We start from the raw sequence: 21,952 nt of genomic DNA, 5'->3' as shown, positions 1-21,952 counted from the left end.
CCTCCTTAATATATAAATTCCTCAATAAGGGAATCAACCTTACCAGGTTTTAAATGTAAGTCAACTAAAGGAACATTATTCTTAGTATTAGGAATTAAATCTATATAAGTAGGTTTTTCAACATCATAAAAAATCCCCATAGGTATTTTTTCATCTATTTCTTGATTCAAAGCAATTTCAATAGCTTTTAATTTATTACTTTTATCATGGTTAATAGGTATTTCATATAGATGTTCTTTATACCATTTATAAGTATTTACTTTATTAAATACTACACATGGCTGCATAATATCTACAAATGAATAACCTTTGTGAAGTATTGCAGCTTTCATTATCTGGGTAAGATGATTTTTATCTCCTGAAAAGCTTCTAGCTACAAATGTAGCGCCACTTATTATAGAAAGTGCTATAGGGTTTAAAGGATGGCTTATAACACCATCTAATTGCATAGTAGTTATTTGACCAAATGCAGTAGTAGGAGATCCTTGACCTTTAGTCAAACCATATATTTGATTATTGTGCATAAAATGTGTTATATCTATATTTTTTCTCATGTTGTGAATTGTATGATTTCCACCTTCCCCTAAACTATCTCCATCACCTGAATTAACTATAACAACAAGATTCTTATTTGCAATTTTCATTCCAACAGCAGGAGATATCCCTCTACCGTGTAATCCATTAAATCCATTTGTATTTATATAGTGAGGTGTTTTAGCTGCTTGACCTATACCAGATACGGATATTACTTCATGAGGATTTAGACCAAGGTCTTCTAATGCTTTTTTTAGACAATCTAAAATAGAGTAGTTACCACATCCAGGGCACCAAGATGGTTTTAAATTACAGTCAAATTTCATTTAAAACACCTCATTTCTTAAAAATTCTAATATATCTTCGTGGTTAAGTTGACGGCCATCGTATTTACATAAACTTTTATCCATAGTTATTTGAGTTTCCATAGCTATTAATTTAGATAGCTGACCATTATAGTTTTGTTCTATATTTATAATACAATTTGCAATACTTGAATATTTATATAATAGTTTAGTTGGAAGAGGATATATATCTCCAAAAACTAATGCACCTATATATATACCTTCATTTATAAGGGTATATATAGCTTCTCTTAAAGCCCCTTGAGTAGACCCCCATCCTATAAGTAATATCTCAGGAGATTTACTTCCAAAATAATTAGGTTCTTGAATATCGATGTTTCTCAATGTTTCTAACTTTTTATCTCTTTTTTTGACCATATTAATACGTACTAGTGGATCTTCTGTAATGTGTCCATTTTCTAAATGTTCATGGGAATCTATTAGTACTAAATGATTTGATTTACCAGGTATTAATCTTGGAGATACTCCATTTTCACTAAATTCATATCTTTTGTAGTTTTGTATTTCATTAGGATTAGCCAAATATCTATCTATGGTTACCATAGAAGAATCAAATACTGGTGTTGTAATATTACCGTCAGCTAAATATTCATCAGATAAAACAATCACAGGTATTTGATATTTCTCTGCTAAATTAAATGCCCTAGCAGTTTGATAAAAACAATCTTCAGTATCTCTTAATGATATAATCATTCTTGGAAATTCTCCATGTCCTGCAGTCAAAACAAAGCTTAAATCACTTTGTTCTGTCCTAGTTGGAAGTCCTGTAGCGGGGCCTGGACGCTGTACATTGACGACAACTAAAGGAGTTTCACTTACACCTAAAAAACTTAGTGTTTCAGTCATAAGTGATAGACCTCCTCCAGATGTAGCAGTCATAGAACGTATGCCACAAACAGAGGCTCCAACAGCCATATTTATAGCACCTATTTCATCTTCTGCTTGTTCTACAACCATATCTGTAAAATTTTGTTTAATTGATAAATAGGTCATTATACTAGTAGAAGGAGTCATTGGATATGAAGAAAAAAATGTACAACCTGAAGCTATACAACCTAGGGCTATTGATTTATTTCCATCTATAAGCATACTTTCTTTTTTATCTACATTAGGAAGGGTAATTATATTTTTACCAATATTATATCCAGCTTCTAAAGCTTTTTTATTTAGTTCAAATTTTTCATCCTTAAATGAAGAAGATAACACATTTAATGCTATATCCAAATTTAAATTAAACATTTTTACAAATATACCCAAGGATACAGTGTTAGACATAAGTATATTACCTAAAGACTTTGCAGTATTATTTATAGGCGCAGAAAATATATTATCATCAACAGAAGCAATAGAATTATCACAAAGTATAACTCCATTATTTTTTAGCTTATCTTTATGATGTTTTACTATTTCGTCATTTAAAGCTATTATAAAATCAAATTTATTAGAATGTGAATATATAGGATGTGAAGAGAAACGTATTTGAATGTAGTTGTGGCCGCCTCTAACTCTAGATTCGTAGTTTTTCGTAGATAATAGATAATATCCTAGTTTATGAAGTATTTTTTCAATATTACTAGAAATAGTATCCATTCCTTGACCGGCTGACCCACCAATTAGTATATTATAATCGTTCATCCGAAGAAGCCTCCTTAATAATTTATATATTTAAAGTTATGTACAAAATATATAAATTATTAATAAAAATTCGCTTTGCTCATGTCACAAACGGCCTTGAAAAGCTAGGACTTTGATCAAAAAACTACCTTTGGATAATCCAAAGGTAGTTTTAGTCACGTGGTAGACCTTTTTTTATTTCGTATATACCGATTATAAGTAAAAATACTCCAAATAGTTTTTTTAGAGCTTCGGAATTTAAATGATTTGCAATAAAAGATCCAAATATAGCTCCAGTTATTCCAAAAGCAGCTAGAGGAATTATAAGATCTAATCTTACACTTTTATTTTTTATGTGAATCATCAATGCAAACAAAGACATAGGTATAGAAGATAGTAAATTAACACTTTGAGCTATATGAGGTTCTATATTTGCTAGTATTACTAATGAAGGTATAAGTATTGTGCCACCACCCATACCCATACCACCTATAATACCGGCCAAAAAACCTATAAATATTAGAAACATTAAAACACCATCCTAATAGCAGCTATAATCATAACACTTCCAAACATTAATCTTAAATGTCTACCTGTAAATCTATTTAGAAGTTTTGCTCCAATAATACCACCAACTATGCTGCCTATAGCTACTTTGTAAGTTATGCCCCAGTCATAAGTACCTTTAGATATATAAACTACAGAACTAGACGTAGTTAAGAATACTACTATACCTAATGCAGTAGCATGTGATTGATGTTCTTCAACCTTTAATATATTGTTTAGACATGGAACTAGTATGGTTCCGCCACCAGAACCAAATATTCCATTTATAAAACCACTTATTATACCTACGAATGTAGTTTTTTTATCAAATTTTGCATATTTTTTTATATCCATATTATCACCTTCTTGTATTATTTTTAGCTAAAAGTGCAAATTATATTTAATATAAATCTAAATATAAATTGGATATGATATAATTAATAATTAATATGGAAATAACTTACAGGAAGGGGAAAAATATGTCTAACATACAAGAAAAAATAGAAAAAACAGTTTATTGGCTAAGAGAAAGAACAAAAGAAGCTAATGCAAATGGATTGATAGTTGGAGTGTCTGGTGGCATTGATTCTGCAGTAGTTGCATATTTAATAAAAAGGGCATTTCCTGATGATTCTATAGGTGTGATAATGTCTATAAAAAGCAGCTCTAAAGATAGAGAAGATGCTCTAAAAGTTATAAATGGATGTAATATGACTCATTTAGATTTGGAATTATCGGATATCCAAAACTCGCTTTTAGATAAAGTATTATATACTATGCAAGATAAAGGACTATACAAAGAAGATAATCTAAAAATGACAGATGCAAATTTAAGAGCAAGAATAAGAATGAGCACTTTATATACAGTTGGAAACAATTTAAACTATTTAGTTGTAGGTACAGATAATGCAGCCGAAATACATACTGGATATTTTACAAAGTATGGAGATGGTGGTGTAGATTTAGTTCCACTAGCTAATTTAACAAAGAGAGAAGTATATGAATGGGCTAAGGAATTGGGAGTTCATGAAGATGTAATTAATAGAAAACCTTCTGCGGGATTATGGGAAGGTCAGACAGATGAAGATGAAATGGGAACAACTTATGATATGATAGATGCTGTAGTAGAAGGTAATATAAATGAGGTGCCACAAAGAGATAGAGAAATAATAGAAAGACTTCATAAAAGAAGTGAACATAAAAGACATACAGCAGTGGCTCCGCCTAAATTCTAATTAGTTTACTAATTTAATAAATTATGATAAAATTACGGTGTATCTTTTGATACGCCGTTTGTATTTTTAAATCATAAAATTTTTATATAAAAGCTAAGGAGTGGAATCATGGGACGTATAGGTAATATAATAGATAGAAAAGGAAAGCAAGATTCTAAAAGAGCAAAAATATTTACTAAACATGCTAGAGCTATAACTGTTGCAGCTAAAATGGGTGGAGCCGATCCAGAATATAATGCAACTTTAAAAACTGCCATAGAGAAGGCAAAATCTGACAATATGCCAAATGACAATATAGATAGAGCAGTACAAAAGGGTGCAGGTGGAGGACAAGGTGAAAACTTCGAAAACATAACTTATGAAGGATATGGTCCTGGTGGAGTTGCTGTTATAGTTGAAACATTAACAGATAATAAAAATAGAACAGCTGGTAATGTAAGATTTTATTTCGATAAAAACGGTGGTAACCTAGGTACTTCTGGTTGCGTATCATTCATGTTTGATAGAAAAGGACAATTATTAATAGAAGCATCTGAAGATGTATCTGAAGAAGATTTAATGGATGTAGCTTTAGAAGCTGGAGCAGAAGACTTTATAAGTGAAGAAGATGGATATGAAGTAATAACATCTTCAGAAGATTTCGATGCTGTAAGAGATGAACTAAAAGCTAAAGGATATGATTTTATATCAGCTGATGTTAAAATGATACCTCAAACTACAACTGTATTAACTGATGAAGAACAATTAAAATTTATGAATAGACTTATAGATATGTTAGAAGACGATGATGATGTACAAAACGTGTATCATAACTGGACAATAGCTGAATAATACTTTAAAACCTCTTGTATACACAAGAGGTTTTTTTATTAAGTATGTTAAATATGTTAAGCGATTGTTAATTTTGTTAAATAATTGTAAAGAACGTTAATTTTGTAACTATTAGCGTTATATTTTGTAGTGAATTTATATCCTAAAATAACTGGATTTTTAAGAACTAGAGCATTACAGGAAATGGGAAATAATGTTATAAATAACATTGTTATTTTTATAACTTAAACAAAATAAAACAACAAAAATAATTATTGAAATGATAAATAAATGGGAGTAATATGTTATTAAATATTGTATACAGTATTTATAGGGGGGATTTTATGATCAAAGAAGAACAAGGAATTGTATTAGAAGTTCATGGTAAAATGGCAAAAGTTAAGGCTGGTAGACATAGTGAGTGCAAAAGTTGTGGAGCGTGTCCAGGAGATAAGACTATTATTTTAGATGTGCAAAATCCCCTTGGAGCAAAACCAGGACAAAAAGTATGTTTTGAGATAGTAGAAGTTAATGTATTAAAAGCAGCTTATGTGGTTTATATTCAACCATTATTAGCAGCACTATTAGGAGTTTTTATTGGATATACACTAGCTATAAATTTTGGTCAATCAGTTAAATTGTTTCAAATTATTGGAGGTATTATAGGTTTTATAATTTCATCAGTATATATAAAAATATTTGATAAAAGTGTTAATAGGGACAGTAATATGCAACCTACTATAACAAAAATTTTATCATAATGTTTCTAAATATATTTATAAAAACAATTGAGATGGGGTGTTTTAATGTTTAAAGGTTTTCGAGGAGGCGTTCATCCGAATGACCGTAAAAGCCTTACTGCCAATAGGCTTATAGAAGTTGCACCAATACCTGATAAAGTTATTATACCAATTAGACAGCATATTGGTGCTCCTGCTACACCGATAGTTAGCAAAGGAGATATAGTAAAAAAAGGTCAGATTATTGCAAAGAATGAAGGATTTGTATCGAGCCCAGTGCATTCATCTATTTCAGGCAAGGTTATAGACATATGTGATTGCTCTCACTCAGGATTTGAAAAATGTCTATCGATAATAATTGAAAATGATGGACTGGATGAGTGGATGGAAGGAATACGTTTTCATGAGGACTGGGAGAATTTAGATGCTGAAGAAATGCGTCAAATAATTCAACAAGCAGGCATTGTGGGTATGGGTGGAGCTACATTCCCAACACATGTTAAACTTTCCCCTAGTAGAGATAAAAAAATAGATACATTTATTTTAAATGCGGCAGAATGTGAACCATATCTAACAGCTGATTATAGAATGATGATAGAGTATACAGAGCGTATAGTAGTAGGTATAAAAATAGCAATGAAAGCACTGGACGTAGAAAAAGGCTATGTTGGAATTGAAGATAATAAGCCAGAGGCAATAAAGGTTATGAAAGATGCATTGACTGGTATTACCAATATTGAGGTTGTTTCACTTCCTACAAAATATCCACAGGGAGCAGAAAAGATGCTTATAAAGATGTTAGTAGGAAAAGAAATACCATCAGGTGGATTGCCAATGGATGTAGGTGTTGTTGTGCAAAATGTTGGAACTGTTGTAGCTATATGTGACGCAATAACAAAAGGTATGCCATTGATTGAAAGAGTAACAACTGTTACAGGTGGCTCTATAAATGAACCCAAAAATCTACTGTTAAGAATAGGCACTACTTTTGAAGATGCTATAAGTTATTGTGGAGGATTTAAAGAAGATCCTAAAAAAGTGATATCGGGTGGACCTATGATGGGATTTGCTCAAAGTACACTAAATGTTCCAATCATTAAAGGTACTTCAGGAATATTGGCATTAAGCAAGAAAGATGTTAATTCAGGAAAAGAATCTGCATGTATAAAATGCGGAAAATGTGTAGAAGTATGTCCTATGGGATTGGTTCCTAGTATGCTTAGTATTCTTGGTGAACGTGATTTATATGGAGAAGCAAAGGAAGATTTCGACCTTCTAGATTGTGTAGAATGTGGGAGTTGTGTGTATGTATGTCCAGCTAAAAGGAAAATAGTTCAATATATTAGATACAGCAAAGCTCAAAATGCAGCTTTAGCTAAAGCAAAATAGGGGGTGATATTGCTATGAGTATAGAAGCAAAAATTAAAATTGAGGAAAGTAAGTTTGAAGTATCCACATCGCCACACGTACATTCAGGAGATTCTATTCCAAAAATAATGTGGAATGTAAATTTAGCAATGGCACCTGCTGCACTATTTGGTATATTTTATTTTGGAATGCCTGCATTGGCAACAGTATTAGTAGGTATAATATCTGCTGTAGCTACAGAATATTTTGTGCAAAAATTTAGAGGGATGCCAATAACAATAAACGATGGAAGTGCGTTCTTAACAGGTTTATTATTGGCTTTATGTATACCTCCAAGTATACCGTTATATATGACTGCAATAGGTTCATTTATATCAATAGCTATAGCGAAACATTCAATGGGGGGACTTGGATTTAATATATTTAATCCTGCTCATATAGGAAGATCGGCATTAATGGTATCATGGCCAATAGCTATGACAACCTGGAGTGAGATAACTACTAAAGTAGATGTAGTAACAACAGCAACTCCTTTAAACATATTAAAACAACAAGGATATGCAAAATTAATAGAAACATATGGAAGTAATATAGATTTATATCAAGCATTATTACTAGGAACTAGAAATGGTAGTATAGGAGAAACTTCAACTATATTACTAATATTAGGCGGTATTTATTTAATATATAAACGTTACATAAACTGGCAATTACCAATAGTTATGATATCTACAGTAGGTATTTTAACTTGGGTATTTGGACCTAGTGGTCTTTTTACAGGAGATCCTATATTTCATATGATGGCTGGAGGACTAATAATAGGGGCTTTCTTTATGGCAACTGATATGGTGACCATACCAATTACAAAAAAAGGACAAATAATATTTGCAATAGGAGCTGGTGCAATTACTGCACTAATTAGATTAAAGGGTGGATATCCAGAAGGAGTATGTTATTCAATTCTTTTAATGAATAGTATTACACCTTTAATTGACAGACTTATAAAGCCTGTAAAATTTGGTGCAAGGGGGTAATATCAAATGTCAGATTTAAATGAAAAAAACTATAGCATTTTTGAAATAGCAATGAATCTAACAGCTGCATGTTTGATTTCAGGAATAATAATAGCCGGTACTTATTTTGTAACTGCGCCTGTTGCTGCAATAAATAGAGAGGAATTAAAAAATAATGCTATGCAAGAGTTAGTAAAAGATGCTGATAAATTTGTACCTATAGCAGATAAGGAAGAATGGTATGAAGCACAAAAAAGTGGTGAAGTAGTTGCATATGTAGTTGAAAATCACAGTAAGGGATTTGGTGGACATATAAAAATGTTAGTAGCTGTTTCACTTGATGGCAAGATAATAGATTATAGTGTTTTATCTCATAATGAAACTCCTGGACTTGGAGACGGAGTTGGAAAAGAACCATTTAAAGGCCAATTCAAAGGAAAAACGGCTGAAGCTCTTGAAGTTGTAAAAGATCCTTCAAATACTGAAAACATACAGGCTATGACTGGCGCTACTATTTCTTCAAGAGCAGTAACAACTGGAGTTAAAGAAGCTGTTGAAAAAGTCGAGCAGTATATAGGAGGTAAATAAAATGAATTTAAAAGAATTGTGGAAAATTTTTTATAAGGGAATATTTGACGAAAATCCTATATTTCGTTTAGCTCTCAGTCTATGTCCAGCTCTTGCTGTAACTTCCACTGTTGTAAATGCTTTAACTATGGGACTATCTGTATTATTTGTTATTACAGCCAACAATGTTATAGTATCCTTTACTAGAAAAGTAGTAAACCCAAAGGTTCGTGTACCTGTGTATATTACATCTATAGCTACGATTGTTACTGTTGTTCAGTTACTTTTACAAGCATATTTCCCTGCTTTATACCAGGAATTAGGTATATACTTAGCTCTAATAGTTGTATTTGCAATAATATTAGCACGTGCAGAAGTTTTTGCGTCAAAAAATCCTGTTATACCTTCCTTGTTGGATGGATTAGGTATGGGATGTGGATTTACACTAGCTATGGTATCGATTGGAGTAATAAGAGAGTTTTTAGGAAGTGGATCTATACTTGGAATACAGATACTTGGGGCATGGTATAATCCTGCGTTAATTATGATATTACCTCCCGGAGCTTTTATACTACTTGGATATATGGTAGCAGCAATTAAGTTGAATGATGCTCGTAAGGAAAAACAAAAATCTAAGCAAAAAGTAGCTTTATCTACTTCAGATGGTAGATAAATTTAGGGGAGGTGTAATCTATGGGAGAATATTTGACTCTGTTTGCTAGTGCAGTAGTAGTTAATAACTTCGTTTTAACAAGATTTTTAGGATTATGTATATTCTTTGGTGTTTCTAAAAATTTAAATGCCTCTTTAGGCATGGGAATGGCTGTAGCATCAGTTATGACATTAAGTTCTATGCTAGCTTGGGTAGTACATCATTTTGTGTTATTTCCTTTAGGCTTAACATTTTTAAATACAATTGTCTTTGTATTATTAATAGCAAGTTTCGTTCAGCTTTTAGAAATGTCTATAAAAAAATATGCGCCAACACTTTACAATATGTGGGGAATTTATCTATTATTAATAGCAACTAATTGTGTTGTTCTTGGAGTACCTCTTTTAAATGCTGATTCTAATTATTCATTTTTAAAAAGTACAGTTCATTCATTAGGTTCAGGTCTTGGATTTGCACTGGCAATAGTTTTAATGGCAAGTTTAAGAGAAAAATTAAGATATGCTAATGTACCAAAATCCCTTGATGGTCTTGGAATAGCATTTATTTTAGCAGGTATGTTGGCCTTAGCTTTCCTTGGATTTTCAGGCATGATTGCAATATAAAGGGGTGATTAAATATGGAAACAGCTATAATGATATTAGTGATAATGGGAACAGTTGGAGTTACTTTTGGATTTGTATTAGCTTATGCAAACAAAAAGTTTGCAGTTGAAGTTAATCCTCTTATCCATATAGTAGAAGATATTTTACCAAAAGGACAGTGCGGAGCCTGTGGTTATGCTGGATGTATGGCTTATGCTGAGGCTGTTGTTTTAGTAGAAGATGTTCCTCCTAATCTTTGTACACCAGGAAAAGAACAAGTTGCAAAACTTGTAGCAGATTTAACCGGAAAAGTAGCAGCAAAAATACAACCAAGAACTGCTCAAATAAAGTGTGCTGGTTCTATAAATAAAGCTATACAAAAGTATGATTATAATGGAGTAGAAGATTGTTTTGCTGCAAGTTTATTGTTAGGTGGTCCAAAGGTTTGTGAATATGGATGCGTAGGACTTGGAACATGTGTAAGAAATTGTCCATTTGATGCAATAGTAATGAGTGAAGATAAATTGCCTATTGTTGATATAGATAAATGTACTGGCTGTGGAAAGTGTGAAAGTGCCTGCCCTAAAAATGTTATTCAAATGTCTCCAGAAGGAGCACATGTTCGTGTGAATTGTAATTCAAAGGATAAAGGTGCAATTGCTAAAAAAGCTTGTAGTGTTGCTTGTATAGGATGTAGTCTATGTGCAAAAAAATGTTCTTATAGTGCTATAAAAATGGAAAACAATTTAGCTATTGTAGACTCAAATATATGTATTTCACAATGTCTAGAGAAAACATGTTTAATTAAATGTCCAACAGGAGCAATTAAACCTGCAATAGGTGGAGTTGTTCCAGGAAAAGAAACTGAAGAAAGTTTAGCATAAAAAAGGATGTTGATATATATCAACATCCTTTTTTAATATGTACAAAATACTGCATTAACTTCTGCTCTTACTTCTAAGGTACCTTCAGCTATAGGAGTAGTACCTACTTCTTTAGTAGCAGCAAGGACATAAGGTCTTGGTGGAGGGATTTGAGATAGAACAACTTCTGATATGTTACTAGGGACCTTTCTAAGTCTAACTCCTAAAGTATTTGCCATTAATTTTCCTTTTCCTACAGCATCCTGAACTGCTAATACCAAAGCTCTATCATAGTACTTATCAATGTTAGAAGCAGTAAAGTCTATATCCACATCGCTGTTAGCTCCATTTTCAATTGCTATTGTATAAACTTCTCCTACTTGACTTATATCTCTAACTGTTATTTTAAGTATATGTACTACTTCATAACCTCTAAATATTTGTCTGCCTTCTTCATAATCGTATGCCTTTCTTATACTTATATCTACTGTTTGAACGTCTTCTTTGTCTATACCAATATCGTATAAGTCGCTTAATATATTGTTAATTATTTCGTTATTTTCACTTTGAGCAACTTTAACATCCATAGATTCTGTAGTAACTCCTAAGGTTAAAATAGCAATGTCTGGATTTACTTGTATAATTCCTATTCCATTGGATGACATAGTTCCTTCGTGACAATCACTAACCATTTGATTCTTCATTGGGTACATATTCATGTATGGTATCATATTAGCCTCCTTTTTATACAAACTTATTAAAACTATATGAATGAAAAAAACATATTATGATTATAAAATACAAATAAAAAAAGAAGGTTTAACCTACCTTCTTTCAGCCAGATAATACAATTTTTCATAGTTCCAAGGTTTTAATATTACTTTAGATATTAGTTTAGCAGAATCCGAATATTTTTTTACTTGAGGACATATTTTATATATTTCAAATTCATAATCTTCTAGATTTATTTTTTTGTCATTTTCTATTCTTTCTTCATATACTTTTAATAAGTTTTTTAACTGTTTATATTCTAGAGAAGATATTTCATATAAAGGCGAAGCTTTATGTTGTGGCTGCTTAAAAAATAATAAACCTTGCTTAAACTCTATAAAATCTAATCTGTCTTGAAATTCTTTTAGTTTTTCATCCATAAGAATTCCTCCTTCAAGTCTTTTATTTATTGTATGAAAAAATATACGAAAAGTTAACCATAAATACAGTGTAAATGTATAAATAACTAAAAACTGGATAAAATAACCTGTAGAAGGAGGTTGTTTTTATGTTTGAGAAAAGAAGGTTTCCTTGGCACATACCAGTTATAGCAATAATAGGGATATTAGTTTTAGCAAGTGGAGTATACATAGGGTTAAAATCAGGAAAAGATAATAATAGTACTACTGAAGTGGTTGCTAAAATAGATAGGAACAATAAAGAAAGTGCTATGGATATAAGTGAAGAGTGTGAAATATGGGTTGTAAAACAATATCCAGATGGAACTCCAGTTGAAGAAGGTGGAGGAACTATGGTGGGACTTATTCCAAAAGACTTAATAGGAAAATCAAAAAATGATATATCAGCATACCTTTTAAGTGAATACCCAGATAGAAAAATAGAAAAGATGAGTAAATATGAAATACTTTTAGTAGAAACAATAAATGATCAAACGCAGACAAAAGGTAAATATAGTATAGAAGAATTAGACAGCTATATTGTAGTATATAAGCACGGTGAAAATAGTGAGAAAGAAATATTAGAAAAAACAGATATACATCTTGATTCTCTACCAAAATCAAGTCAAGACGAAATAAAGCAAGGTATATTTGTAAATTCAGAAGATGAAGCATATAGTAAATTAGAGGACTTTGGAAGTTAATATAACTTCCAAAGCCTTTTTTTGTTATAATAGAATAGAATATATGTTTGGTGGAGGAATTATATGATCATTTTAGGGATAGACCCAGGAATTGCAACAATGGGGTTTGGAGTTATAGAATATGTTGGAAATAAATTTAACGTTATAGATTATGGTGCAGTTACAACTACTCCAGATATGAACATAATACATAGACTTGAAAGAATATACAAAGGGGTAGACATACTTATAAAAAACTACAACGTAGAAGAAGTTGCTATAGAAGAATTATTTTTTAATAAAAATGTTAAAACAGCAATAACTGTAGCCCAAGCTAGAGGCGTTGCTATGCTTGCTTGTGGACATAACAACGCAAGTGTATATGAATATACACCGCTACAAGTTAAACAAGGTGTAGTAGGCTATGGTAGAGCAGATAAAAATCAAGTTCAACAAATGATAAAATCTATTTTAAATTTAGAAAAAGTTCCAAAACCTGATGATGTTGCAGATGCATTAGCTATTGCTGTTTGCCATTGTCACTCTAATAAATTAGAAAAAACTTTAAAGAATATAGGAGGACGTTATGTATAGCTATATAAAAGGAATTGTAGAAGAAATTCATATAGATCATATAGTAATAGAATCTTTTGGAATAGGATATAGAATAAATACTTCTCAAAATACAATGGCAGATTTAAAAAGAGGACAAGAATCAAAGATATATACAAAACTAATAGTTAGAGAAGATGACATGAGTTTATGTGGTTTTAGTAGTAGAGAAGAATTAAATATGTTTGAACTATTAACCTCAGTATCTAAAATAGGACCAAAAGTTGGTCTTGCTATGCTTTCATATGCAAATCCAAAACAAATAGGAGCATACATAATAAGCGAAGACATTTCTAAATTGTCAAAGGCACCTGGAGTAGGAAAGAAAACAGCAGAGAGAATGATATTAGAACTAAAAGATAAAGTTGACAAAACTAATGTAGAGTTTGAGCCTAATTTACTTAGTTCACAACCAATTGCAGATCATTCTGGTGAAGCCGTTAGCGCTTTAGTTGCACTAGGTTATTCTATACAAGAATCAAAAGAAGCTGTAGAAAAATGTAGGAAAGACAGCTTTAATACAGAAGATATTATTAAGAAATCACTAACATATCTAATGACTAAGTTTGTGAAGTAGGGGGTAAATATGGATTTTAATGAAGATGAAAGAATAATAACTTCTAATATGAAAACCGAAGATTTTGATATAGAAAGTAGTTTAAGACCTAAGACATTAGATGATTATCTTGGGCAAGAAAAAGCAAAGGAGCAGCTTAAAATATTTATAGAAGCCGCAAGATCTAGAAGTGAGCAATTAGATCATGTACTTTTATATGGGCCTCCTGGACTGGGTAAAACAACACTATCTTCTATAATAGCAAATGAAATGGGAGTAAACCTAAGAATAACATCAGGGCCTGCTATAGAACGTGCAGGTGACTTGGCAGCCATACTTACAAACCTAAGTGAAAACGACGTATTATTTATAGATGAGATACACAGAATAAATAGAAGTGTAGAAGAAGTTTTATACCCTGCTATGGAGGACTTTTGTTTAGACATAATAATAGGGAAAGGACCTTCTGCAAGATCTATAAGACTTGATCTTCCAAAGTTTACACTAATAGGAGCTACAACTCGCGCAGGGATGCTTACAAATCCATTGAGAGATAGATTTGGAGTTATATCTAAACTAGATTATTATACAGTTGAAGAATTATCTAAGATAGTAATGCGTTCAGCTCAAATTCTAGGAGTTGATATACAATCAAGAGGAGCAACAGAACTAGCTAAAAGGTCAAGGGGAACTCCTAGAATTGCAAATAGACTTTTAAAAAGAGTTAGAGATTATGCTCAAGTTAGGGCAAATGGAGTAATAAGTGATGAAGTAGCAAAAGATGCTCTCGAACTTTTGGGGGTAGATAGTCTAGGTCTTGACTATGTAGATGAAAAACTTATGATGACTATAATAAATAAGTTTAATGGAGGTCCTGTAGGACTTGATACATTAGCAGCATCAACTGGAGAAGATAGAAATACAATAGAAGATGTTTACGAACCTTATTTATTGCAATTAGGGTTTATAAATAGAGGGCCAAGGGGAAGGATAGCAACTTCTCTTGCATATAATCACTTTAATATTCCTTATCCAAGTAAATAATATTATTTAAAATATGGAAAAATATTATTAGGTTTGATAATATAGTATTTGTATTTTTTGTATAAAACATAATATAGAAAGGAAGTTCATTTTGAAAACTAGCGATTTTTACTTTGATTTACCAGAAGATTTAATAGCACAGACTCCGTTAAAAAATAGAGATGAATCAAAACTTATGGTACTAGATAAGAAAAGCGGAGATATAAAACACAAAGTATTTAAAGATATAATAGATTATCTAAATCCAGGTGATTGTATAGTATTAAACAATACTAGAGTTATACCAGCGAGATTAATAGGTGAAAAGTTAGAAACTGGTGGTAAAATAGAATTCTTACTTTTAAAGAGAATAGACAAAGATACTTGGCAATCACTTGTAAAGCCAGGAAAAAAGGCCAAAATAGGATCTAAATTTTCTTTTGGAGATGGAAAACTTATAGCAGAAGTTATAGATATAGCAGAAGAAGGATCAAGAATAATAAGATTTGAGTATGAAGGAATATTTGAACAAGTATTAGATGAACTTGGAAATATGCCTCTCCCTCCTTATATAACAGAAAAGCTAGAAGATAAGGAAAGATACCAAACAGTTTATTCAAAACACGAAGGATCGGCAGCAGCACCTACTGCAGGGCTACATTTTACAAATGAACTTCTTCAAAAGATAAAAGACAAAGGAGTAGAAATAGCCTTTGTAACTCTACATGTTGGACTAGGTACATTTAGACCTGTAAAAGTTGATGATGTAGAAAAACATGATATGCATTCTGAATTTTATATGGTAAGTAAAGAAGAAGCAGATAAAATAAATAATGCAAAGAAAAATGGAAAAAGAGTAATATGCGTTGGAACTACAAGTTCTAGAACATTAGAGTCAGTGAGTGATGAAAATGGATATATAGAGGAAAAAAGTGGATGGACAAATATATTTATATATCCTGGATATAAATTCAAGTGTGTAGATTGTCTTATTACAAATTTTCATTTGCCTGAATCAACTCTTATAATGCTAATAAGTGCTCTTGCAGGAAAAGAAAATATACTAGATGCATACAATACAGCAGTTAAAGAAAAATATAGATTCTTTAGCTTTGGAGATGCAATGTTTATAAAATAATTTAAATATAAGGAGATATATATGTCGGCAATAAGATATGAATTAATAAAAACTTGTAAACAAAGTGGAGCAAGGCTAGGAAGACTGCATACTCCACACGGAGTTATAGAAACACCTATATTTATGCCTGTTGGAACTCAAGCTACTGTTAAAGCTATGACACCAGAGGAGCTAAAAGAAATAAATTCACAAATAATATTGAGCAATACATATCATTTATATATGAGACCAGGACATGAGCTTATAGAAAGAGCCGGAGGTCTTCATAAGTTTATGAACTGGGATAGACCTATACTTACTGATAGTGGAGGATTTCAGGTTTTTAGCTTAGGACCTCTTAGAAAGATAACTGAAGAAGGAGTACAGTTTAGATCGCATTTAGATGGTTCTAAACACTTTTTAAGTCCAGAGAAAGCTACTGAAATACAAAATGCATTAGGATCAGATATAATGATGGCATTTGACGAATGTGCTCCATATCCTGCTGATAGAGACTACGTTAAAAAATCTTTAGAGAGAACTACAAGATGGTTAAAAAGATGTAAGGAAGCACACAAAAATCCAGATAGACAAGGGTTATTCGGTATAATTCAAGGTGGTATGTATAAAGATTTAAGAGAACAATCTGCAAGTGAAATATTAGATATAGATTTACCAGGATATGCAGTAGGAGGACTTAGTGTTGGTGAGCCTAAGCCTCTTATGTATGAAGTTCTAGAATACACAACACCTTTAATGCCTAAAGATAAACCAAGATATCTAATGGGTGTAGGAAGCCCTGATGATTTAATAGAAGGAGTACTAAGAGGAATAGATATGTTTGACTGTGTACTTCCAACTAGAATAGCTAGAAATGGGACTGCTATGACTAGCCATGGTAAAGTAGTAGTTAGAAATGCTAAATATGCAGAAGACTTTTTACCTCTAGATCCAGAATGTGATTGTAATACTTGTAAAAATTACTCAAGAGCTTATATAAGACACTTAGTAAAAGCAGATGAAATACTAGGTGCAAGGCTTATAACAAATCATAATTTATACTTCTTATTAAAACTTATGGAAAATGTAAGAGAGGCTATAAAAGAAGATAGATTATTAGATTATAGAAGAGAATTTTTCACAAAATATGGATATGAATTATAATAAACATGTTATAATAAAAAATATATAAAATAACTTAAAGAGGTGGTAAAGTTGGATAGAAATGCTTTATACGGAATATTAATATGGGTTTTATTCTTCGTTGTATTTTACTTTATATTAATAAGACCACAAAGAAAAAGAGATAAAGAACTAAAAGAGATGAGAGGTGCAGTAAAAGTAGGAGACGAAATAGTTACTGTAGGCGGAATAGTAGGTAATGTAGCTAAGGTTGAAGAAGATGTGGTAATAATAGAACTAGGTCCAAGTAGAACAAAGGTGCCTGTTGAGAAATGGGCTATAGGATCAGTGAAAAATCAAGAAAAATTAGACAAAAAGAAATAGTAAATATGTATTATACAAGCCTCCCTGGAATATATTTGTAGAAAGGGGAGGTGTTTTTGTGGGAAAAGGAAATGCAATATTTAAGAGTTTAGCTTATTCTTATTTGGCTACATTAGGAGCAATATTACTTTATAATTTGTTACTTACTTTTACAAGCGTATCAGGTAATACTATACCTATGGCCGCTGCATCTATAACTACTATAGCTTCTGCATATGGAGGGTTTTATGCATCTGTAAAAATAAAGGAAAAAGGATTAATATACGGAATGCTAGTAGGTCTATTGTATATTACATTTATGCTAGTAGCAGTATTTTTAGCAAATGATGCATTTAAATTTGAAATGAGTATATTATACAAAATGCTGCTGACAATAGCATCTGGTGGAATAGGCGGTATTTTAGGAGTGAATTTTAAATAAAGTTTAAATCCTGGAAAATTTATGATATAATCATTAAAGATTGTTGTAGCATAGGAGGTAATTTTTATGGAAAAGAAGCATGTAAAAACATTATCTAAGGCTACTTTAAAGAAGAGTGCTGAAAAAGGTGGTTGTGGAGAATGTCAAACATCTTGCCAATCAGCTTGTAAAACTTCTTGTACAGTAGCTAACCAAGAATGCGAAAGATAATACATAAGAAATTAGCAGCATACTCATAGGGGATGCTGCTTTTTCCTTGTATAGATTTGATAAATATACATAAATTTGATAATATATAGTTTGTATATATAACTGGGAGGTTAGCATAATGGGTATGATTCATAAATTTTCAATGAACGGATATAACATAGTAATAGACGTAAATGGTGGGGCTGTACACGTAGTAGATGATGTTGCTTATGACATACTAGATTACTATAAGGAAAAACCATTAAATGAAATAGTAGATACACTTAAATCAAAGCATAATGAAGATAGAATAAATGAAGCATATAGTGAGTTAAAGAATTTAGAAAATGATGATTTATTATACTCTAAAGACGACTATATAAATCATCCTAGCTTTATACATAGAAAGCCTGTTGTTAAAGCTTTATGTTTACATATAGCACATGACTGTAATCTAAAATGTAATTATTGTTTTGCTGCTCAAGGAGACTTTGGAGGAGCAAAAGAGTTAATGAGCTCAGAAGTTGGAAAAAAATCTATAGACTATCTAATAGAAAACTCAGGAAATAGAAGAAACCTAGAAGTTGACTTCTTTGGTGGCGAACCACTTATGAACTGGGAAGTTGTAAAAGAGTTAGTTGAATATGGAAGAAAAAAAGAAAAAGAATATAATAAAAATATAAGATTTACTATAACTACAAATGGTGTATTACTTGACGATGAAAAAATAAAATACATAAATGAAAATATGCACAATGTAGTACTAAGCTTAGATGGAAGAAAAGCAGTTAATGATGCAATGAGACCAACTTTAAATGATAAAGGAAGCTACGATATAATAGTTCCTAAGTTTAAAAAATTAATAGATGAAAGACCAAAGGATAAATACTATTACATAAGAGGAACATTTACTAGACAAAATTTAGATTTCTCTAAAGATGTGCTTCACTATGCAGACTTAGGATTTGGACTAACATCTATTGAGCCAGTAGTAGATAGTGAAAAAAATCCATATGCATTAAGAGAAGAAGATTTACCGAAAATATTTGAAGAATATGAAAACTTAGCTGTAGAATATGCAAATAGACAATTAGGTGAAGATAAATTTAAATTCTTCCATTTTATGATAGATTTAAATCAAGGACCTTGTGTTATAAAAAGACTTTCAGGTTGTGGAGCAGGTTCAGAATATATGGCCATAACTCCAACTGGAGATGTATACCCATGTCATCAGTTTGTAGGAAATGAAGATTTCAAACTTGGAAATATAATGGGTGAACTAGACATACCAAAGGATTTACAAAATGAGTTTAGAAATGCACACGTATACAACAAACAAGATTGTAGGGAATGTTGGGCTAAATTTTATTGTTCAGGAGGCTGTCATGCTAATGCATACAACTTCAATGACGATATACTAAAACCTTATAAAGTTGGATGTGAAATGCAAAGAAAGCGTACAGAATGTTCTCTTATGATACAAGCAAAACTTATGACGGAAGGTGAATAATATGATAAAGGGGTACAAAGGAAAAAGTCCAGATATACATGAAAGCTGTTTCGTAGCACCAAGTGCAGATATAATAGGTGATGTTAAAATAGGTATCAATAGCAATATATGGTACAATACCGTTTTAAGAGGAGACGGAAATCCTATAATTATAGGAGAAAATACAAATATACAAGATGGAACTATAGTTCATACAGATGTATCCATTGGAACAATTATAGGAGACAATGTAACTATAGGACATAAAGCTATTATACATGCATGTACTATCGGTGATAATGCTTTAGTAGGTATGGGGTCAATAGTACTTGACGGTGCTCAAATAGGAGAGTTTACATTAATAGGAGCAGGAAGTTTAGTTCCTCCAGGCAAAAGCATACCTTCAGGGGTGTTAGCTATGGGAAGTCCTGTAAAAATAATAAGAGAATTGTCAGAAGAAGAAAAACAAGGTTTAACAAAATCTGCATTAGATTATGTTGGATTTGCACAAAATCATAAATAATATTTATTATAAAATAAGGGCAATATATTAATATTGTCCTTATTTTCTGATAGTGAATTTATGATTTATTAATAAGAGGTGTAGATGTGATTAGAATAAGTTATAAAAACTTAAAAAGATACAAAGAAATAGGCTATATATTTGTAAAATATGGATTTTCCTATGTAGTTGAAAAGCTTAATATAGAAGGTATAGCTTATAAAATACCTATAACTAATCCGCCAGAAGAAATAAAAAACATGTCTACTGGAGAAAGATTGAGAAAGGCATTTGAAGAATTAGGTCCTACATATGTCAAGTTAGGTCAAGTACTTAGCACCAGAAAAGATTTATTAGATCAATCAATAATAGAAGAATTAGCAAAACTTCAAGACGATGTTGAACCTTATGATACTGAAATTGCAAAAAGTATATTCAAAGAAGAAACTGGAATTGATATAAATGAAGCATTTATAGAGTTCAATGACAAGCCTATAGGAGCGGCATCTATAGGACAAGTATATGAAGCTAAACTAAAAAATGGAGAACCTGTTATAATAAAAATTCAAAGGCCTAACGTAGAATCTAAAGTTAAAGCTGACTTAGAAATTATGAGTAGTTTAGTACAATCTATAAATGATATTTACAAAGATTCTATATTTGAATTTGATAAGTTTGTTGAGGAGTTTGAAAATCAGCTTTTTAGAGAATTGGATTATAATTTTGAAGCAAGAAATGCAGAGAAATTTAGAAATATATTTAAAGAAGATGAAACTGTACATATACCAAAGGTATTTATGGAGTACTCTACAAAAAAAGTTTTAGTTTTAGAACAAATAATAGGCCTAAAGGCAAATGATATAGATACAATGAAATCTATGAATTGGGATATGAAAAACATATCTGATATAGGAGTTAAATCATTTCTTAAACAAGTATTTGAACATGGATTTTTTCATGCAGATCCTCATCCAGGAAATATATTTGTTGTAAGCAGTAATTGTATAGCTTATATAGATTTTGGGATGGTAGGAATAATAGACAATACAACACTTACCTTATTAAATGATATGTTCATAGCAAGTGTAAACAAAAATATAGATAGAATTATATACATTCTAATGGAATTGGATTCTATAACTGAAGATACTCATATACCTACATTAAGACATGAGTTATCTTATCTTATCCATTATTATTATGATATTTCAATTGAAAAAGTAAGTTTATCAAACATATTTAATGAGATATTTAGATTTGCAAAAAACAATAAATTAAGTCTACCTTCTCAATTTGTAATGTTAGGAAGAGCTATAATTACTTTAGAAGGTACGGGTAGATTAATAAATCCACAATTTTCTATAGGAAGTGTAGGCCAAGATTTTGCAAAAGAATACTATTTAAATAAGTTCAAACCTAAAAATATACTTTTAAATTCAAAAAATTATTTAGATGAAATTATAAGCGATATAAGAATTTTACCAAAACAACTTAGAACTATACTGAGAAGTGTAGAGAGAAATGAATTAAAAATTGGAATAGATGAAGTTAAATTTTCTACACTTGAAAATAATGTAACTTCTATGGCAAATAAGTTATCTGTAAGTGTAGTTTTAGCAGCTTTAATAGTTGGGTCTTCACTTATAATATCCTCAGTGAATGTACAAAACAATAGGTTAATACAAATATTGGCAGGAGTAGGATTTTTTATATCATTTATGATGGGTTTATATTTGGTAATATCTATTATACGTTCTCAATATAAACAAAAATAAA

27 protein-coding genes are annotated in these 21,952 nt (G+C 31.0%); 21 read left to right on the top strand and 6 right to left on the bottom strand.

Annotation, left to right across the window (positions count from 1 at the left end):
* Positions 1-5 precede the first annotated feature (5 nt).
* From ACUSRV_RS08055 to ACUSRV_RS08040, 4 genes are all read right to left on the bottom strand, one after another.
* Positions 6-860: a 2-oxoacid:ferredoxin oxidoreductase subunit beta gene (locus tag ACUSRV_RS08055; protein WP_490141427.1), complete on the bottom strand. Its 855-nt coding sequence runs from the start codon at positions 858-860 to the stop codon at positions 6-8.
* On the bottom strand, positions 861-2,534 hold the full coding sequence (locus ACUSRV_RS08050) for a 2-oxoacid:acceptor oxidoreductase subunit alpha (RefSeq protein ID WP_490141426.1): 1,674 nt from the start codon (positions 2,532-2,534) through the stop codon (positions 861-863).
* Positions 2,535-2,685: 151 nt separating this feature from the next.
* Complete coding sequence (locus ACUSRV_RS08045; RefSeq protein ID WP_490141425.1) at positions 2,686-3,042, bottom strand: TSUP family transporter; 357 nt, start codon at positions 3,040-3,042, stop codon at positions 2,686-2,688.
* Positions 3,042-3,413 (bottom strand): sulfite exporter TauE/SafE family protein, encoded by a 372-nt coding sequence (locus ACUSRV_RS08040; RefSeq protein WP_490141424.1) that lies wholly within the window; start codon positions 3,411-3,413, stop codon positions 3,042-3,044. Before ACUSRV_RS08040 ends, ACUSRV_RS08045 begins: the two co-directional genes overlap by 1 nt.
* A gap of 125 nt (positions 3,414-3,538) precedes the next feature.
* On the opposite strand from ACUSRV_RS08040, the gene nadE reads away from it, so the two are divergent.
* The 9 genes from nadE (at position 3,539) to rnfB (ending at position 10,930) form a co-directional block, all read left to right on the top strand.
* On the top strand, positions 3,539-4,294 hold the full coding sequence (gene nadE, locus ACUSRV_RS08035) for an NAD(+) synthase (protein ID WP_490141423.1): 756 nt from the start codon (positions 3,539-3,541) through the stop codon (positions 4,292-4,294).
* A gap of 108 nt (positions 4,295-4,402) precedes the next feature.
* Positions 4,403-5,125 carry a YebC/PmpR family DNA-binding transcriptional regulator gene (locus ACUSRV_RS08030; protein WP_490141422.1) on the top strand — a complete coding sequence of 241 codons (723 nt, stop codon included), beginning with the start codon at positions 4,403-4,405 and terminating at the stop codon, positions 5,123-5,125.
* A 323-nt stretch (positions 5,126-5,448) separates the two neighbouring features.
* Positions 5,449-5,865, top strand: a complete 417-nt coding sequence (locus ACUSRV_RS08025) for a SoxR reducing system RseC family protein (RefSeq protein ID WP_490141421.1) — start codon at positions 5,449-5,451, stop codon at positions 5,863-5,865.
* 45 nt (positions 5,866-5,910) lie between these two features.
* A complete protein-coding gene (rsxC, locus tag ACUSRV_RS08020) occupies positions 5,911-7,233 on the top strand; it encodes an electron transport complex subunit RsxC (protein ID WP_490141420.1) in 1,323 nt (440 codons plus the stop codon).
* A 14-nt stretch (positions 7,234-7,247) separates the two neighbouring features.
* Positions 7,248-8,246, top strand: a complete 999-nt coding sequence (locus tag ACUSRV_RS08015; protein ID WP_490141419.1) for an RnfABCDGE type electron transport complex subunit D — start codon at positions 7,248-7,250, stop codon at positions 8,244-8,246.
* A gap of 6 nt (positions 8,247-8,252) precedes the next feature.
* On the top strand, positions 8,253-8,813 hold the full coding sequence (locus ACUSRV_RS08010; RefSeq protein ID WP_490141418.1) for an RnfABCDGE type electron transport complex subunit G: 561 nt from the start codon (positions 8,253-8,255) through the stop codon (positions 8,811-8,813).
* A gap of 1 nt (position 8,814) precedes the next feature.
* On the top strand, positions 8,815-9,465 hold the full coding sequence (gene rsxE / locus ACUSRV_RS08005; protein WP_490141417.1) for an electron transport complex subunit RsxE: 651 nt from the start codon (positions 8,815-8,817) through the stop codon (positions 9,463-9,465).
* Positions 9,466-9,485: 20 nt separating this feature from the next.
* Positions 9,486-10,067: an electron transport complex protein RnfA gene (locus ACUSRV_RS08000; RefSeq protein WP_490141416.1), complete on the top strand. Its 582-nt coding sequence runs from the start codon at positions 9,486-9,488 to the stop codon at positions 10,065-10,067.
* A gap of 14 nt (positions 10,068-10,081) precedes the next feature.
* On the top strand, positions 10,082-10,930 hold the full coding sequence (rnfB, locus tag ACUSRV_RS07995; protein ID WP_490141415.1) for an RnfABCDGE type electron transport complex subunit B: 849 nt from the start codon (positions 10,082-10,084) through the stop codon (positions 10,928-10,930).
* 32 nt (positions 10,931-10,962) lie between these two features.
* Here the strand turns inward: rnfB and ACUSRV_RS07990 are convergent, their stop codons facing one another.
* Both ACUSRV_RS07990 and ACUSRV_RS07985 read right to left on the bottom strand, forming a co-directional pair.
* Positions 10,963-11,640 (bottom strand): SIMPL domain-containing protein, encoded by a 678-nt coding sequence (locus tag ACUSRV_RS07990; protein WP_490141414.1) that lies wholly within the window; start codon positions 11,638-11,640, stop codon positions 10,963-10,965.
* 93 nt (positions 11,641-11,733) lie between these two features.
* Complete coding sequence (locus ACUSRV_RS07985; protein WP_490141413.1) at positions 11,734-12,060, bottom strand: hypothetical protein; 327 nt, start codon at positions 12,058-12,060, stop codon at positions 11,734-11,736.
* A gap of 128 nt (positions 12,061-12,188) precedes the next feature.
* Here ACUSRV_RS07985 and ACUSRV_RS07980 point away from each other — a divergent pair, with 128 nt between their 5' ends.
* The 12 genes from ACUSRV_RS07980 (at position 12,189) to ACUSRV_RS07925 (ending at position 21,951) form a co-directional block, all read left to right on the top strand.
* Entirely contained in the window at positions 12,189-12,782 is a 594-nt protein-coding gene (locus ACUSRV_RS07980; protein ID WP_490141412.1) for a BofC C-terminal domain-containing protein, read from the top strand.
* A gap of 63 nt (positions 12,783-12,845) precedes the next feature.
* The gene (gene ruvC / locus ACUSRV_RS07975; RefSeq protein ID WP_490141411.1) at positions 12,846-13,355 is read left to right on the top strand and encodes a crossover junction endodeoxyribonuclease RuvC; all 510 of its coding nucleotides are present in this window, start codon (positions 12,846-12,848) and stop codon (positions 13,353-13,355) included.
* Positions 13,348-13,950, top strand: a complete 603-nt coding sequence (gene ruvA / locus ACUSRV_RS07970; protein ID WP_490141410.1) for a Holliday junction branch migration protein RuvA — start codon at positions 13,348-13,350, stop codon at positions 13,948-13,950. The genes ruvC and ruvA overlap by 8 nt, the downstream gene beginning before the upstream one ends.
* Before the next feature lie 9 nt (positions 13,951-13,959).
* A complete protein-coding gene (ruvB, locus tag ACUSRV_RS07965) occupies positions 13,960-14,973 on the top strand; it encodes a Holliday junction branch migration DNA helicase RuvB (RefSeq protein ID WP_490141409.1) in 1,014 nt (337 codons plus the stop codon).
* A 91-nt stretch (positions 14,974-15,064) separates the two neighbouring features.
* A complete protein-coding gene (gene queA / locus ACUSRV_RS07960; RefSeq protein ID WP_490141408.1) occupies positions 15,065-16,090 on the top strand; it encodes a tRNA preQ1(34) S-adenosylmethionine ribosyltransferase-isomerase QueA in 1,026 nt (341 codons plus the stop codon).
* A gap of 21 nt (positions 16,091-16,111) precedes the next feature.
* Positions 16,112-17,233, top strand: a complete 1,122-nt coding sequence (gene tgt, locus ACUSRV_RS07955) for a tRNA guanosine(34) transglycosylase Tgt (RefSeq protein WP_490141407.1) — start codon at positions 16,112-16,114, stop codon at positions 17,231-17,233.
* Positions 17,234-17,284: 51 nt separating this feature from the next.
* On the top strand, positions 17,285-17,575 hold the full coding sequence (gene yajC, locus ACUSRV_RS07950; RefSeq protein ID WP_490141406.1) for a preprotein translocase subunit YajC: 291 nt from the start codon (positions 17,285-17,287) through the stop codon (positions 17,573-17,575).
* 58 nt (positions 17,576-17,633) lie between these two features.
* Entirely contained in the window at positions 17,634-17,996 is a 363-nt protein-coding gene (locus ACUSRV_RS07945; protein WP_490141405.1) for a TIGR04086 family membrane protein, read from the top strand.
* 66 nt (positions 17,997-18,062) lie between these two features.
* Positions 18,063-18,206 carry a six-cysteine ranthipeptide SCIFF gene (gene scfA, locus ACUSRV_RS07940; RefSeq protein WP_490141404.1) on the top strand — a complete coding sequence of 48 codons (144 nt, stop codon included), beginning with the start codon at positions 18,063-18,065 and terminating at the stop codon, positions 18,204-18,206.
* A 118-nt stretch (positions 18,207-18,324) separates the two neighbouring features.
* Entirely contained in the window at positions 18,325-19,695 is a 1,371-nt protein-coding gene (gene scfB, locus ACUSRV_RS07935) for a thioether cross-link-forming SCIFF peptide maturase (RefSeq protein WP_490141403.1), read from the top strand.
* 1 nt (position 19,696) lies between these two features.
* Positions 19,697-20,197, top strand: coding sequence for a gamma carbonic anhydrase family protein (locus ACUSRV_RS07930; RefSeq protein WP_490141402.1), 501 nt, complete (start codon positions 19,697-19,699; stop codon positions 20,195-20,197).
* An 86-nt stretch (positions 20,198-20,283) separates the two neighbouring features.
* Positions 20,284-21,951, top strand: coding sequence for an ABC1 kinase family protein (locus ACUSRV_RS07925; protein ID WP_490141401.1), 1,668 nt, complete (start codon positions 20,284-20,286; stop codon positions 21,949-21,951).
* Position 21,952 lies beyond the last annotated feature (1 nt).

It is taken from the genome of Sporacetigenium sp. TC11, assembly GCF_058146105.1.
Note: the sequence above shows the minus strand (reverse complement) of the source record. Positions and strands in the feature narration are given on the sequence as shown.

What these genes read in the sequence shown, in the direction of transcription:
- tgt (WP_490141407.1), top strand. Translation starts at nt 16,112, where the DNA reads ATGTCGGCAATAAGATATGAATTAATAAAAACTTGTAAACAAAGTGGA.
- ACUSRV_RS08050 (WP_490141426.1), bottom strand. Translation starts at nt 2,534, where the DNA reads ATGAACGATTATAATATACTAATTGGTGGGTCAGCCGGTCAAGGAATG.
- ACUSRV_RS08055 (WP_490141427.1), bottom strand. Translation starts at nt 860, where the DNA reads ATGAAATTTGACTGTAATTTAAAACCATCTTGGTGCCCTGGATGTGGT.
- ACUSRV_RS08015 (WP_490141419.1), top strand. Translation starts at nt 7,248, where the DNA reads ATGAGTATAGAAGCAAAAATTAAAATTGAGGAAAGTAAGTTTGAAGTA.
- ACUSRV_RS07990 (WP_490141414.1), bottom strand. Translation starts at nt 11,640, where the DNA reads ATGATACCATACATGAATATGTACCCAATGAAGAATCAAATGGTTAGT.
- ACUSRV_RS08030 (WP_490141422.1), top strand. Translation starts at nt 4,403, where the DNA reads ATGGGACGTATAGGTAATATAATAGATAGAAAAGGAAAGCAAGATTCT.
- ACUSRV_RS08040 (WP_490141424.1), bottom strand. Translation starts at nt 3,413, where the DNA reads ATGGATATAAAAAAATATGCAAAATTTGATAAAAAAACTACATTCGTA.
- rsxE (WP_490141417.1), top strand. Translation starts at nt 8,815, where the DNA reads ATGAATTTAAAAGAATTGTGGAAAATTTTTTATAAGGGAATATTTGAC.
- ruvA (WP_490141410.1), top strand. Translation starts at nt 13,348, where the DNA reads ATGTATAGCTATATAAAAGGAATTGTAGAAGAAATTCATATAGATCAT.
- ACUSRV_RS07930 (WP_490141402.1), top strand. Translation starts at nt 19,697, where the DNA reads ATGATAAAGGGGTACAAAGGAAAAAGTCCAGATATACATGAAAGCTGT.
- ruvB (WP_490141409.1), top strand. Translation starts at nt 13,960, where the DNA reads ATGGATTTTAATGAAGATGAAAGAATAATAACTTCTAATATGAAAACC.
- ACUSRV_RS08045 (WP_490141425.1), bottom strand. Translation starts at nt 3,042, where the DNA reads ATGTTTCTAATATTTATAGGTTTTTTGGCCGGTATTATAGGTGGTATG.
- rsxC (WP_490141420.1), top strand. Translation starts at nt 5,911, where the DNA reads ATGTTTAAAGGTTTTCGAGGAGGCGTTCATCCGAATGACCGTAAAAGC.
- ACUSRV_RS08025 (WP_490141421.1), top strand. Translation starts at nt 5,449, where the DNA reads ATGATCAAAGAAGAACAAGGAATTGTATTAGAAGTTCATGGTAAAATG.
- ACUSRV_RS07985 (WP_490141413.1), bottom strand. Translation starts at nt 12,060, where the DNA reads ATGGATGAAAAACTAAAAGAATTTCAAGACAGATTAGATTTTATAGAG.
- rnfB (WP_490141415.1), top strand. Translation starts at nt 10,082, where the DNA reads ATGGAAACAGCTATAATGATATTAGTGATAATGGGAACAGTTGGAGTT.
- ruvC (WP_490141411.1), top strand. Translation starts at nt 12,846, where the DNA reads ATGATCATTTTAGGGATAGACCCAGGAATTGCAACAATGGGGTTTGGA.
- ACUSRV_RS08010 (WP_490141418.1), top strand. Translation starts at nt 8,253, where the DNA reads ATGTCAGATTTAAATGAAAAAAACTATAGCATTTTTGAAATAGCAATG.
- nadE (WP_490141423.1), top strand. Translation starts at nt 3,539, where the DNA reads ATGTCTAACATACAAGAAAAAATAGAAAAAACAGTTTATTGGCTAAGA.
- scfA (WP_490141404.1), top strand. Translation starts at nt 18,063, where the DNA reads ATGGAAAAGAAGCATGTAAAAACATTATCTAAGGCTACTTTAAAGAAG.
- scfB (WP_490141403.1), top strand. Translation starts at nt 18,325, where the DNA reads ATGGGTATGATTCATAAATTTTCAATGAACGGATATAACATAGTAATA.
- ACUSRV_RS08000 (WP_490141416.1), top strand. Translation starts at nt 9,486, where the DNA reads ATGGGAGAATATTTGACTCTGTTTGCTAGTGCAGTAGTAGTTAATAAC.
- ACUSRV_RS07980 (WP_490141412.1), top strand. Translation starts at nt 12,189, where the DNA reads ATGTTTGAGAAAAGAAGGTTTCCTTGGCACATACCAGTTATAGCAATA.